Below are 15,220 nucleotides of genomic sequence, written 5' to 3' on the forward strand. Positions count from 1 at the left end.
CGGGGATACCCGAAGAGGCGGTGATCCGGATCACGGAGCCGTGTGTCGGCGCTGGCACGGGAGCACGACTACGGCTTCTACGGCTTGAGGCGGCGCGTCGCGGCCCGGATCAGATCGGTCCGCGCGACCTGCAGGGCGAATTCCCCGCCCTGGCCTGCCGCGGGCTTCGCGTACCAGGGGAGACCGCGGCGACGCCACTTGGCGGGGGCGAGGCTCGCGGGAAGCGACGGCAGCTCCAACGACCAGAACCCGATCCTGAGTTGTCCCGTCCATCGCCCGGCCGGCAGTTCCGTGGCCGGAACTCGCACGACGAAGTCACCGCCGGGCTGCGGAGTCGTGCGGACGGGGAAGACGGCGGTGTGGTCCCGGTCGTCCTGCAGATGGATGGCGAGAGCGCCGTCCGGGAAGGCGGCGAGCGTGCACCGGCCGGCGAACTCCAGTTCCGTGGGGGCGCCGGGGGCCCATCGCGCGGTGTGCAGGCTCAGTTGAGGCAGGACTTTGTGCTTGCGTTCGCCGATGTCGAGGGTGAAGTTGCCGTGAGGCCTGGTGGTGTAGAGCGTCACGGCACGGGCTTCGTCGCCGGTGCCCATGATGTGCGTCGTTGCCGCTGTGGAGACACCTGCCGCTCGCTTGCTGCCGATGCGGACTTCGCGGGAGACGCCCTGAGCGCCGATCGCCAGGGAGACGTCCCAGAGCCCGTCGGAAAGGGGTGCGCTGTCGCGTGCGGTGGTGATGTCGACGCAGGCTTCGAAGCCGGCCTTCTCGTAGGGGTATCGCCCTTGGTCCTCCTCCTTGCCGACTCCAGGCGTCTCGGTGTGCGTGACAGGGAGTCGATACTCCGTGCGGCTGTCCCGCTCGCGCAGTACGAGTTCGGTGGTCACGCCCTCCGTCGCGACCCGGTGCAGGTAGCCGTGCCCGGCCAGGTGCAGCACGGTGCCGTGCAGCTCGGCGCGGGTGACGCGGTGCCGCACCCTCAGTTGGCGGGTGACGTCGTAACAGGCGTCGGGAATACCGCGGGACGGGTCACGGAGGTAGGGGTAGCGGGCGTAGGCACGGCCACCGGCGACGAGGACGGGGGTGGCGACACCGCTTCGGGACAGCTCGTCCTGGAAACGGCCCAGTTCGAGCAGCTCGTCCAGCATGGTGTGACGTACGAGGTGCAGGCGCAGGCGGGCCATCGCCGACAGCCGGTCGTCCAGCCCGTCGTGCCACAGTGGGGCGATGACCTCGGCGAGGCGGGCCAGGGCCTTTTCCCGCTCGGGTCGGTGCTCGTGCACCAGGTGGTCGAGCAGCTGCTGCACCTCGACGGTCAGGTGCCGGTGCGCCAGGTGGTCACGGTCCGGGCCGGGCGGGACCTGCTCCAAGAGCAGGTCGACCATGCGGGGCAGGAACCGCAGTCGGGCCTCGGCGCCGCCGGCCCGCAAGGTGATGTTCCCGCTGTCCTCGCGCTCGACCCAGAACAGACAGTCGTAGTCGGCGAGTACGGATATGCCGTTCGCGTGCAGATAGGCCCGGCCGACGAAGAGCTGGTCCTCGCCGATGTCCAGGTCGGTCGGGAAACGCAGCTTCAGCCGCTCCAGCAGTTCCCGGCGGAACAGCTTCATGGGGTTGAGAGTCCAGTACACACGGGACGAGAAGACGTCGGTGCGCGGCTGGTTCCGCCGGAACATCGAGGTGGGCGCCCCGCGTCCGCCGACCCCCACCATTTTGCCGAGCACGATGTCGGTCTGGTTCTCCTCGGCCATGGCCACCATGCGTTCCAGGGCCTCGGGGCCCAGGTAGTCGTCGGCGTCCAGGAAGAAGACGTATCTTCCCCTGGCATGGTCGAGCCCTTTGTTCCGGGGTGCTGAAGGGCCACCGGAATTCGCCTGGTGAAAAACCCGCAAGAGTGTCGGGTATTCCCCTGCGAGGCGGTTGAGTTCCGCACCGGTCCCGTCGGTCGAGCCATCGTCGACCGCGAGCACTTCCAACGCATCCTTGCCGATGCTCTGCTCGGCGACGGACATAATGCACCGCGTGACATAGGGCATCGCATTGTACGCAGCGATAATCACCGAAACGGCAGGGCCGGCCATCGTAACGCTCCCCCAGAGAAACGAGGCACGCCCCGTTCTCCGACTTGGTCATGGGCGCCGGCGGTCTATTCGTGCGCGGGGAAAGGTGCCATACGGCATGTGAAGTTACCATGAAGTAGGTGTGTCTGTGAAGTGACCTTGCAAGGAAGTGCCAGCTCAGGGCGCCTTCCAGCCAATTGGCCTGATGGGTGATATGTCCACTTCTTGGTTGAGGTTGTGCTTCTGAGTTGCTGGAAGCGGGGGTTGACATTCTTTACTCGCGCCATATTTAGTCTGCGCTTACAACTTTCATAGCGGGTGGGGGGTCTGCCCGGGTGAGCCCAAGGGGTGGGGTGTGCGTACGCGTATGCGTCAGGGCAGGTTATTGGCTGCGACAGCAGGTGTCTTTGCCTTGGCTATAGGCAGTCTGTCGGTGAGCTCTCCTCCAGCGGCGGCAGTCACCTGTGCGACCGGAGCGGTGAGTGACTTCAACGGTGACGGTGTCGCCGACACAGTGATCGCCGACCCGAACGCCGCGGTGAACGGTGCCAAGGCCGCCGGGCTGGTACGTGTTGTGCTGGGTGGGGGCAAGGGCGTCTCGGAGATATCCCAGGCGATGAACGGCATGGGTGCGACCCCTGAAGCCGGTGATCAGTTCGGATTTTCCCGCACGTCGTACGACGTGAATGAAGACGGATGCACCGACCTCGTCGTCGGTGCCCCGTACGAAGACGTCGCCAAGGACGGAACACAACTGGTCGACGCGGGAGCCGTGTACGTCATCCACGGCACACCGGCCGGTATAGGCCCAGGCTCGAAGGTGGAGGGGTACACCCAGTCCGAACTCGACCCCAGTACGTCCACAGAGGCGTACGACTGGTTCGGTCACGCGTTGAGGGCCGGGGGCACGGCGAGCGGCTCGCCCTATCTCGTGGTCGGCGTGCCCGGCGAGAACGTCACCGTGGGCGGGACGACTTATACCGACGCCGGATGTGTCGCGTACGTTCAGGGGGCGACGAAGGTTTCAGTGAGCCAGAAGGACCCGGGTGTTCCCGGTGACGTCGAGGCGCATGATCGCTTCGGATACTCATTGACGGGAACGAACCGCTTCTTCGCCGTGGGCGCTCCGGGGGAAGCGATCGGAAACGCCAAGTTCGCCGGCGGCGTGAGTGTCTTCAGCCACACGATGGCCGGTGGTCTCCCCACGCCTCTCGTCGGGCTCGACCAGGACGGCACCGGGGTCGCGGGTGCGGCCGAAGCGGGTGACGGGTTCGGCACCTCGCTCTCCATGACGAGCTATCGGCCCGGTGACCAGACCTACAACTCGGACGTGCTCCTGGCCGTTGGCACACCGGGAGAGGACATCGACAGGACCGCCGACGCGGGCGGTGCCGCGGTGTTCCGTGTCCAGTCGTCCGGCACTTACACGGAGGTCGCGGCGATCGATGCCGTGGACCTCGGGGAGGCCCCCGCCGCCGGAGACTTCATGGGGCAACGCGTGACGATCGCCAACACCAATACCGCCGTCGTCACGACAACCGCGACGGTCCGGCTTGCCGTCGGTGTGCCCGGCAGGGATACCGCCTCGGTCAAGGACGCGGGGGCAGTACGCATCCTCCGACCGCTGGACACGGCCGTCGGCGCTGCCGACAAGATCCTCGTCCGTGGTTCGGGGCTGCCCGGAACGGCTACCGCGCGTGACTACAACGGCACCGCCCTGACCTCCGGGGCTGACTACCTCTACCTCGGAGTGCCCCACAGCAAGGCTTCCGACTCGCCCAAGGGAGTGCTCTACGTCCTGCCTTGGACGGACATCGACGGCGCGACCGCTGTCGGCACCACCACGCATCTGCCTGGCGCGGGAGGGCTGCCCAACGAGGGCGTGGCGTTCGGAACGGTCGGATGAGCAGGAGATCGGGAACAGGAAAGCGCGTCATGATCAGGACTCGGCGCCGTGAGGCCGCTGTCATCGCCACGCTCACAGCGCTGCTGGTCGTCGGCATGGGCGGGGCACCGGCTGTCGAGCAGGCGGTCGCCTCGAAAGCGGCCATGGGAAGCGACACCGATGTCCCGGCCCTCAGCATGGCTGAAGCTCGCGTGCGGGCAGCGAAATCCGGCAAGCCTGTGGAGATCATCGGCCTGCGCAGCGAGCGCAGCACCACCGTCGCCAATCCGGACGGGACCTTCACCAGCTCCGAGTACGTCAAACCGGTCCGTACTCGGAAGAACGGCACCTGGACGGATATCGACACCACACTGGTCGAGCAGAAGAACGGCACCTTCGCACCGAGGGCCGCGCTGACCGCGATGTCTTTCTCCGGCGGTGGGGACACCACCTTCGCCGAGGTCGAGAAGGACGGCCGCATGCTGTCCCTGAACTGGCCGGACGAACTGCCCGAGCCGAAGACGGACGGCCCCACAGCCACGTATGCCGACGTCCTGCGGGGCGTCGACTTGAAGGTCACAGCGAGTGCCGAGGGCTTCTCGCACGTCCTGGTGGTCAAGAACGCCGAGGCCGCAGCCAACCCGGAGCTAGCCCGGCTCGAACTGCCCGTCGACACCTCCTCGCTGGAGCTGTCGGAGACCGAGGACGGCGGGCTCGCCGCCACTGACAGCGGGACCGGGGGGAGCGTCTTCGAGGCGCCGCAGCCGGTGATGTGGGACTCCCATGAAGGGGTGGCCCAACAGCCGGCCGCACCTGCAGCGCCCGACGGAGAAGCGATCACTCCGCCGGACGGTGCCCAGGTGACCGATGTCGCCGTGGACGTGAAGCCGGGCACCATGACCCTCACCCCCGACGCGAACATGCTCGCCGACCCGGACACCGTCTTTCCGGTCTACATCGACCCCGTGGTCAAGACCGCGAACCGCAGCGGCTGGACCATGGTGTCGTCGCACCACTCGAGCGCCGAGTTCTGGAAGTTCGACGACGACGAAGGCGTGGGGCGATGTCCCACCGATGTGTCGTACCGCTGCTCCAGCAACAGTGACGTCAAGCGCCAGTTCTTCGCGATACCGACCGGCGGTTTCAAGGGCAAGGACATCGTCGACGCCGAGTTCGCCGTGACGATGGTGCACACCTACAGCGACTCCGGGCGCGAGGTACAGCTCGCCCGGGTCAACAGCACGGGCGCGAGCGCGATCAACTCGTCGACGAACTGGTCCAACCAGCCTTCCTCGAAGGAGACGATCACGTCCAAGTCGCCGACCAATCCGGCAGGTTCGTGCACATCGACCAATCAGAACGTGCGCTTCGGAGTGAAGGACACGATCCAGAAGGCCGCCGACAGTGGCTGGGACACCACAACGCTCCGACTCAAGGCGGGCAGCGAGTCCGACACCTCGTACTGGAAGCGCTTCTGCGGCAACGGACACCTCTCGGTGACGTACAACCGGCCGCCGCTCCGGCCTGAGCAGGACGACCTGAACATGACGCCCGGCGGCACGTGCGAGTACGGGCATGCCACCGAGCACTACGTGACCAAGCCGCCCACCCTGTACGCCGTCGTCAAGGACTACGACCACGGCGACCTGGGCTCCAACTCGGAGACGCTGCAGGCCGAGTTCAAGGTGTGGTGGACCAACAGCTCCGGTGCGGAGGTCGTCCACTACGCGAAGACGGGCAAGAAGAGCACAGTCGACGCGAGCAAGGACGGCCAGACAGGCCAGGCGACCTTCAAGTACACCGTCGGCTCCGATCTGTCGTCGGACGGGAAGGCAGGTTTCTCGCTTCCGAAGAACACCACCATCGGCTGGGCGGTTCGAGGCTACGACCAGAAGGCCTCCGGCCCCTGGTCGAGCGACGGTGGTCAGACCCGCTGCGAGTTCATCTTCGACGACAGCAAACCGCAGGCTGCCGCGATCACGTCGTCCCGGTACCCGAGCGACGACGAGTGGCATGCCGGTGTCGGCGACTACGGCGACTTCACCATGGACTCGCCGGCCGCGGACGTGACGCAGTACAGGTACTACTTCACCGGTCCGCGGGCGGACACCACACGGAAGACGGCGGACGCCCGGCCCGTGGGTGGTCCGGCGACCATCCGCTGGATGCCGCCGTCCGAGGGTTCGTACACCCTGCATGTGACCGCGGTCGACGGTGCGGGGAACCCGCAGAAGACACCGACCAGTCATGTTTTCCTGGTCAGCGACGGCCGTGCGCCGGCGGCGGCCTGGACGCTCGGTGATGCCAGGAACTCCTCGAAAGCCGCGGGCAGCAGCGGCGCACCGGACGCCACCGCGGGCACAGGGGTGACGTTCGGAACGGAGGGGCCGTTGGGCCCGACCGACACCGCGGCATCGCTGAACGGGACCGAGAAGGCCTACCTCGACGCGGGCGAACCAGCCGTCGACACCAGTGGCACCTTCTCCGTGAGCGCCTGGGTGATGCTGCCCTCGCTGCCCACCGAGAACGTCACCGTCGTCAGCCAGGACGGTACCGCCCAGCCGGGTTTCGAGCTGGGGTACGACGTCGATTCCTCCTCGTGGTCCTTTCGTATTCCGGTGAGCGACATCGAGTCGCTCGGCTCGTGGAAGGTCTCCGGTGCCGCGGCCGTGGCAGGGAGCTGGACTCATCTCATCGGTGTGTACGACATCGAACTCGGCAAGATGATGCTGTACGTCAACGGTGTGCTCGTCGCTGATGACGTACAGGCCCGCCACACGAAGTGGAACGCCGCAGGAGCCCTTCAGATAGGCCGAAGGATCTCTCTTGAGGGATACACCAACCACTTCAAGGGCAGCGTCGCCGACGTCAAACTCCACGACCGCGTCATCCCGCCCGCCGAGGGACAGCGCCTCGGCGGTATCCAGCCCCGTCAACTCGCCTACTGGCAGCTGGACGAGGCGGCGAACGGCGTCTCCCCGGAGACGGCGGGCGGTACCGGTCTGACACTCGGTGGCGGTGCCTCCGTCTACGTTCCGGACGACTCCTGCGACCCCGCTGCCGACCCCGACTGCGTCCCTCCGGCCGCACCGCTGTGGGGAGACGGGCACTTGGCCCTGAACGGCACCGGCGCCCATGCGACGCGACCCGCCGGACGGCTCTCCGCCCAGGACAGCTTCACCCTGACCGCTCGCGCCCGGCTCGCCTCGGCGAATCCGGCGAGGGACCAGACGGTGCTGGCCCTGTCCGGCACCAACGGCAGCGCGATCAAGGTGCGGTACAGCGCCTCAGCCGCCCGGTGGCAGCTCGTGGCCACCAGTGAGGATTCGGCCTCCGCGACGGCCGTATCGGTTCCCGACGCGGCCCACCTGCCCAGTTCACAGGGAGCCGGAGACCACCTCGCGCTGGTCTACAACGCGGTCTTCGGCGAGGTACTCCTCTATGTCAACGGCATGGCGGTGGGCAAGGCGTCCTGGGACAACACCTGGGACTTCAGCAGGACGAGCCTCCAGGTCGGCAGGGCGCGGACCGGAGCGGCGGCGCAGGAGTACTTCTCCGGTGCCGTCGACGAAGTCCGCATGTATCAGGGCCCGCTGGATGCCGCGTTGATGGCACTGGTGGCGGTCCTGCCGGCCGGCGCCGCCATCGAGGAGTCCTCGGCGTAACACCTCCCACCCCGTGGGGGGGGGGGGGGGGGGGGGGGGGGGGGGGGGGGGGGGGGCGAGGGGGGGGGGGGGGGGGGGGGGGGGGGGGGGGGGGGGGGGGGGGGGGGGGGGGGTGTCTCCTCCCCCACCCCCCCCCCCCCCGCCACCCCCCCCCCCCCCCCCCCCCCCCCCCCCCCCCCCCCCCCCCCCCCCCCCCCCCCCCCCCCCCCCCACCGGCCCTGCGCTCTTACTCCCCCCGATACCTCATGGAGATGTCATGTCCTCGCCCCCATGGTTCCGGTCTCGCAGACCGGCCTGGCGCAGCGGCCGTCGCGGTGCGGCGGTGCTGCTCGGCCTGGCGTTGTCGACAGGCCTGCTTCCGCAGTACGCACCCGAAGCCGCTGCCGATGAGGGCATGAAGCAGCCCAAGGCGCAGACGAACCTGGACGATCCGGTCCGTGGCAGGACCGCCGAGTCAAAGGCTTTCAAGAAGAGCGACCAGGCCGAGAAGGCGGCGGTCCGTCAGGCCGACAAAGTGCGCTGGCCGGCGGCGGGCAGCACCCGGGTCAAGCTGTCCGGTAAGGCCGTCAAGGCCGCTGGACTACCGGTGCGGGCCAAGGCGGCCGGGGGGAAGAAGTCCGCGGAGTCCGTACGCGTCGAGGTGCTCGGCCGGAAGGCGGCTGAGGCGGCCGGCGTCGACGGCGTCCTGTTCACCGTGGCCCGCTCCGATGGTGAGGCCGCCAAGGGCAGCGCTCAGGTCACGCTGGACTACTCGGACTTCGCCGGCGCCTACGGCGGTGGCTACGGCTCCCGGCTCCGCCTCGTCCAGTATCCGGCGTGCGTGCTGTCGACGCCGGAGAAGAAGGGCTGCTCGACACCGACGTACCTGAAGAGCTCCAACAATGCCGCGACGGAGACTCTGACGGCCACGGTGAGTGCCGCCGGCGACATCTCCGGTCCGGAGCCCCAGTTGTACCGGGCGCGGTCGAATGCCTCCTCCGCCACCGTCCTCGCGGCCACCGCGAGCAGCGGCGGCGACGGCGGCGACTACAAGGCCACCGGCCTCTCCTCTTCGTCCGAGTGGGGTGTCGACACCCGGTCCGGCGCCTTCACGTGGACGTATCCGCTGACCACGCCGCCCGTACCCGGCGGCCTGCGGCCCAGTGTCGGCTTGGGCTACAACTCCCAGTCGATCGACGGCCAGACAGCCACGACCAACAACCAGGGCTCGTGGGTCGGGCAGGGCTTCTCCTACGAGCCCGGCCACATCGAGCGCCGGTACAAGCCCTGCGCCGACGACGGCCACGACGACACCAACGGCGACCAGTGCTGGGCGTACGACAACGCCACACTCGTTCTGGCCGGCGGCTCGTCCGGCGAGATCATCATGGACGACGAGAAGGGCAGGTGGCGGCTCAGCAACGACGACAACTCCAAGATCGAGAAGCTGACCGACACCACCAACGGTGATGACAACGGCGAGTACTGGAAGCTGACGACCGCCGACGGTGCGCAGTACTTCTTCGGCCGGAACCGGCTGCCCGGATACAGCAGCGGCAAAGAGGAGACCGACTCCACCTGGACGGTCCCCGTCTACGGCGACGATCTCAAGGAGCCCTGCTACAAGGCCACCTTCGCCGATGCTCACTGCAACCAGGCCTGGCGCTGGAATCTCGACCACGTCATCGACCCGCACGGCAATGTCATGTCGTTCTTCTACGGCAAGGAGATGAACCACTACACCCAGGGCCTGAAGACCGGCGAGAACGGCAAGCCCTATGTCCGTGGTGGATACCTCAAGCGCATCGACTACGGCCAGCGCAAGGACAAGGCGTACTCGACCAAGCCTGCGGCGCAGGTCGTCTTCACCACCGGGGAACGTTGTCTCGGCGCGCTGACCGACTGCGAGCCCGGAGATCTCACGGACGCCACGGCCACCAGATGGCCGGATGTGCCCTGGGATCAGAACTGCAAGGCGAGCACCAAGTGTGTGGGTCAGAACTCGCCTACCTTCTGGACCCGCAAGAAGCTGACGAAGATCACCACTCAGATCCGCACCGGTGACTCCGCCTACAGCCCGGTCGACGAGTGGAGTCTCGCCCACCTGCTGACCGACAACGGTGACGGCTCCAAGGCACTGTGGCTCGACCGCATCGATCACACCGGCAAGGTCGGCACCGATGCGTCCGTTCCGTCCGTCAAGCTCTACGGCAAGCAGATCCCCAACCGCGTCGACAAGCCCGGCGACAACATCCAGCCCTTCCAACGCTTCCGCCTGTCGGGCGTGGAGAACGAGACGGGCGGCGCGCTCAGTGTCGACTACGCTCCCACCGAGTGCACTCCTGCCGACCTGCCGGCCGAGGACGCTTCCAAGAGGCGTTGCTTCCCGGTGAAGTGGAACCCACCGGGCGAGGAGGACCCGCTCCTCGACTGGTTCCACAAGTACGTGGTCGCGTCCGTCACCGAGACCGACCTGACCGGTGGCAACCCCGACCAGATTACCTCCTACACCTATGTAGGTGACGCCGGCTGGCGCAAGAGCAGGGCCGACGGCATCAGCAAGGCGGAATACCGCACCTGGGGCGACTGGCGCGGCTACGGCAAGGTGCGCGTCGTCACCTCGAAGGGCACCAACTCGGCCTCCAACACCAAGACCGAGCACGTCTTCTTCCGCGGCCTCGACGGCGATGTGAACGCCGGCGGCACCGCCCGCTCGGCGTCGGTGACCGACTCCAACGGGGTCTCCTACGAGGACACGGACTGGAAGGCCGGCCAGGAACTCGAAACCCTCACCTACAACGACTCCCAGGTCACCGAGAAGTCGGTGATGGTGCCGTGGACCGCGGTGACGGCGACCGATGAGGAGACCTGGGGCACCCGCAGAGCGCGTTACACGGCGAACGGTTCGACCGACACCTATGTGGCTCTCGCCACCGGCGGTTGGCGGCGCACCCGGGCGACCACCTCCTACGACCCGGTGACCGGCCGGGTCCGCCAGGTCGACGACTACGGCGAGGTCGGTGTCGCCGACAACCAGTGCGTCCGCACCGAGTACGCGGACAGCGAGAGCCGGCACATGTACGCGTACGTGTCGCGCGTGGAGAAGGTCGCAGTCGAGTGCGCCGTGGTGCCCGATCGCAGCACGCAGGTCATCTCCGACGACCTGTCGTTCTACGACGGCTCCACCACGCTGGGCGCCGCGCCGGTCAAGGGCGATGTCACCACGACCAAGCGGCTGGAGTCGCACAGCGGCCAGACGGCGACGCACCGGACGACCGCCGTGACGACGTACGACGACTTCGGCCGTCCGCTCGTGGTGAAGGACGCGGAGACGGCCTCGTCCTCGACGGCATACACCACGTCGACCGCATACACGGAGACGTACGGCCTGGCCACCAAGTCGGTGGTGACCAACAGGGCGGGCTGGACGGCCACCACGGAGTACGCACCGCAGTGGGGTGTGCCGACCGCCAAGGTAGACCAGAACAACCGGCGCACCGAGCTGGCGTACGACGGGTTGGGCCGCCTGACCTCGGTCCGGCTCCCGGACCGCATCGGTCTGAGCCCGTCGATCAAGTACGAGTACCTGGTCCGCGCGGGCGACGACCCGACCGCCGTGCACACGCAGAAGATCGAGAAGGACGGCAAGTCGTACGGCAGCGAATGGACGCTGTACGACGGCCTGCTGCGGCCCCGGCAGGAGCAGACAGAAGGCCCGGGTGGCGGCCGAATGGTCGCCGACACCCTCTACGACGGTTCCAACCGCGTGGTAGAGGTCAACAACACCTACTACGCTGCGGGCGCCCCGTCCTCAAGACTCTTCGAGCCGGTCAACGCCGACCTCACCGGGCAGACGGTGACCGAGTACGACGGGGCCGGCCGGGTCATCGCCTCTGTCTTCAACGTGCAGGGCGAGGAGAAATACCGCACGTCGTACGCCCACGGCGGCGACCGCGTCACCACGACCCCGCCGGCAGGTGGCACGAAGACAACGGTTGTCAAGGACGCCCGCGAGCACACCACGACCCAGATCCAGTACCCGGAGGGTGGTGACGCGGTCACCACGTCCTACGGCTACACCCCGGCCGGCCAACTCCAGAAGGTGACGGACGACGCCGGAAACGCCTGGACGTACACATACGATCAACTGGGCCGCAAGAAGAAGGCGGTCGACCCGGACACCGGCACGTCGGAGTTCACCTACGACGCCCTGGATCGTCAGACGTCCGTGACGGTCAACGGAGACAAGACCTCCACCAAGTACGACCCGCTGGGCCGCCCCGACTCCACCTGGCAGGGAGAGCCGGACACCGGCACCAGGCTGTCGATGACGAAGTACGACACCGTCGCCAAGGGCGAGCTGTACGGCTTCTACAGCTACAAGGTCGGCTCGGTCCACTCGTCGGTCACCTATCCGACCCTCGACGCGAACAATGACTACAAGCCGGTGTCGACGAAGTACTTCCTGTCGAAGACGGCCGAACCGCAACTGGGCGGGACCTACGAGTTCACCGCCCAGTACAACGACGACGGGACTGTGCAGGGGCAGGGCCTGCCGGCAGCGGGTGACCTGCCCGCCGAAGCACTCGGGTACACGTACGACGAGATGCAGCGGCCGACGGGCCTGAACACCTCGCTGGGCGGTCTCAAGTACGTCACCGACGTGTCGTACTCGCCGACGTCGGACCTGGAGCAGGTGGAACTGCACACCGGCGAGTCGGCGGCCAAGAAGACCTGGCTCAACAACACGTTCGAGGCGGGCACACATCGCCTGGCCAACGCCACCGTGCGGGTGGAAGGCGCGTCGTCCGCCGCCTACGACGCGGACTTCACGTACAACGCCGTCGGTGACGTCCTCTCCATCGCGGACACACCCAGCAACGGCACGAGAGACGTGCAGTGCTTCAGGTACGACGGCCTGCGACGTCTGACCGACGCGTGGACCTCGTCGGTAGCGCCCAACGGATCCAGGGGAACCGGCAGTACGGATGGGGCCTGTACGTCGGAGGCGTCGTCCTCGACCGTCGGCGGAGTGTCTCCGTACTGGACGGAGTACGGCTATGACGCGATCGGTAACCGGAAGAGCGAGACGCGGCACGGACTGGACGGGGCGCCGACCTCGACCCGGACGTACACCTATGGGGAGAAGTCCGGTCCCAACGGCACGAACTCCGGTCCTCACACGGTGTCGTCGGTCGTGGAGAAGAGGGCGGCCACGAGCACGACGCCCGAGGTCACCTCTCAGGACACCTACACCTACGACGTGACGGGCAACACCAAGACCCGTGTGCTGGACGGGGACACCCAGTCCCTGGACTGGGACAAGCAGGGCGAGCTGACAAAGGTCACCAACGCCGACGGCACGGTGACGCGGTACACGTACGACGCGTCGGGCGAGCGGGTCCTCCGGGACACCTCTCAGGAGAAGACGTTCTACCTGCCCGGCATGGAGCTGCACCTGGACAAGTCGACGTCCCAGGTGACGACGACCCGCTACTACTCGTTCGGCGCCATGCAGATCGCCATGCGAGACGCGGACGGTGTCCACTTCCTGGCGTCGGACCACCAGGGAACGGCTCAACTGACGGTCAACGCCAAGACCGGCGAGACCACGCGCCGCCGTACGGACCCCTTCGGCAACCCACGCGACGAGTCCACGTCGTCGTCCTCGTCGCCCGCCTGGGTGAACGACAAGGGCTTCGTCGGCGGTACCGTCCAGAAGTCCACGGGCCTGACCACTCTCGGGGCACGTGAGTACGACTCGGACACGGGCCGCTTCATCTCGGCCGATCCGATCATCGACTACACCGACCCGCAGCAGATCAACGGCTACTCGTACAGCAACAACAACCCGGTCACCTTCTCCGACCCGAGCGGCCTGAAGCCCGATGACTGCGTGAACGTCGGGATCACATGCAGCCTGCAACGTGACGGCGGGTGGGAGGTCAAGGCGACCGACACCTACTACACGTACTACGGCGTCAGGAAGCCGAAGGAGGCGCCGGCGGAGTACCGGGCGCGCCAGCAGAAGGCGCGGGTGGACGCGGCCAAGCAGCGGACGATCGCTGTCGCCAAGGAACTGGCGCAGATCGTCGCGGACGAGCTGGGCATCACGGATGCGCTGGACTGTTTCACCACGGGGGCGTTGGGCTCCTGCGGGGCCACGGCGCTCAACGTCGTGTCGACTCTGGTGGCCGGTGGGCCGCTGGCGAGGCTCGCCGCGAAGTACTGGAACAAGATGGACAAGGCCTGGGCCCTGATCAAGCGCATCGGGGGCTTGAGCCGCAGGCTTTGGGAGAACTTCCAGGACTGGCGCAAGAGCAGCAAGGCGGCGGACGAGGCGACGGAGGCCGTGGGCTGCAACAGCTTCACGCCTAATACCAAGGTGTTGATGGCCGACGGTTCTGCCGAGAAGATCAAGGACGTCGATATCGGCGACAAGGTCTTGGCGGCAGATCCGGAGACGGGTGAAACCAAGGTCGAGACAGTCACGGCCGAGATCAAGGGCAAGGGCGTCAAGCACCTCGTCAAGCTCACGCTGGACATCGACGGCAAGAAGGGCTCGAAGACGGCTTCGGTCACGGCGACCGATGGCCATCCGTTCTGGGTCCCTGAGCTGGGGGAGTGGGTCGACGCCACTGATCTGAAGGTAGGGGAGTGGCTGCGGACTGGCGCGGGAACGCGAGTCCAGGTCGCTTCCGTGGAGCGGTGGACGGTCGGCTCGGCGACGGTTCACAACCTCACGGTCAGTGATCTGCACACGTATTATGTGCTGGCTGAGGCAACGTCGGTTTTGGTTCACAATGCGACGCCAGGTCAAAAGTGCGATCTCACCCTCGGTGCAGGTCCAAATGCTCGAGGGGGAGTAGCCCTGGAGAATGGCGACATTGAGGCAGATGGGGTCCGGGAGTTGGTCAATGAGTCGGGCGATGCGCACGGTTGCCACACGTGCTCAGCGACGAAGCCTGGCACGAAGAAGGGTGATTGGATCCCAGACCACCAACCGCCGTCCAGCCTCGTCCCTCCCGGGTCTCCTCAGACGGCGTATCCTCACTGCCTTCCCTGCGCTAGGAGGCAGGGCGGCGTCGTCTCGCAGCTCTCACAAGGAAAGAGTGATAAGGAATGGTAGCTATTCCACCCACGGTTGCTTTCCTGGCGAAGGTCGAACACGGATGCCTGATCTTGCGCGATGTGGGCAGTGATTTCGACGTCTCGGAATGGGATCCGGAATCGAATGCCTGGTATGCCGATGGCGGGTCGCTGATCTTCGGCGTCCAAGCCGGTGTTGACGGGCCGGTCAAGTGTGAGGTGTGGAAGTCACCGCCTCCCGTTGTGCTGCCCGCGAAGCTTCTTGAGGTATTGCTGCCATGCCCGTCGGGGTGGCTGGTTCTGCACGACCCGAACGAGTACGTCAAGTTGCAGTTTGCGGGTGCCCGTGAGGCTGTTCTGTGTTCGGTGAGGGTAGATGACTTGCAATTCCCCGCAGAGGTACAGATCCTGCTGGAGGCTGCTGCGAAGTAGTCTCGCTGCATGAGAGAAGGCTGGTGGGGGGGGGGGGGGGGGGGGGGGCGGGAGGGGGGGGGGAGGGGGGGGGGGGGTGGTGGGGGAGACCCCCCACCCCTCCGTAACACCCCTCC

General features: G+C 67.0%; 5 protein-coding genes. 4 read left to right on the forward strand and 1 reads right to left on the reverse strand.

What is annotated here, in order from left to right; genetic code table 11:
* Positions 1–77 precede the first annotated feature (77 nt).
* Positions 78–2,075: a glycosyltransferase gene (locus ACZ6I3_RS18355; RefSeq protein ID WP_469415692.1), complete on the reverse strand. Its 1,998-nt coding sequence runs from the start codon at positions 2,073–2,075 to the stop codon at positions 78–80.
* Between the two features lie 364 nt (positions 2,076–2,439).
* Between ACZ6I3_RS18355 and ACZ6I3_RS18360 the strand changes: the two genes are divergently transcribed.
* The 4 genes from ACZ6I3_RS18360 (at position 2,440) to ACZ6I3_RS18375 (ending at position 15,104) form a co-directional block, all read left to right on the forward strand.
* Positions 2,440–3,960: an integrin alpha gene (locus tag ACZ6I3_RS18360; protein WP_469415693.1), complete on the forward strand. Its 1,521-nt coding sequence runs from the start codon at positions 2,440–2,442 to the stop codon at positions 3,958–3,960.
* 29 nt (positions 3,961–3,989) lie between these two features.
* Positions 3,990–7,604, forward strand: a complete 3,615-nt coding sequence (locus tag ACZ6I3_RS18365; RefSeq protein WP_469415695.1) for a LamG-like jellyroll fold domain-containing protein — start codon at positions 3,990–3,992, stop codon at positions 7,602–7,604.
* 256 nt (positions 7,605–7,860) lie between these two features.
* A complete protein-coding gene (locus ACZ6I3_RS18370; RefSeq protein ID WP_469415696.1) occupies positions 7,861–14,712 on the forward strand; it encodes a polymorphic toxin-type HINT domain-containing protein in 6,852 nt (2,283 codons plus the stop codon).
* Positions 14,706–15,104 carry a hypothetical protein gene (locus ACZ6I3_RS18375; protein ID WP_469415697.1) on the forward strand — a complete coding sequence of 133 codons (399 nt, stop codon included), beginning with the start codon at positions 14,706–14,708 and terminating at the stop codon, positions 15,102–15,104. Before ACZ6I3_RS18370 ends, ACZ6I3_RS18375 begins: the two co-directional genes overlap by 7 nt.
* Positions 15,105–15,220 lie beyond the last annotated feature (116 nt).

It is taken from the genome of Streptomyces sp. NPDC041940 (assembly GCF_055589465.1).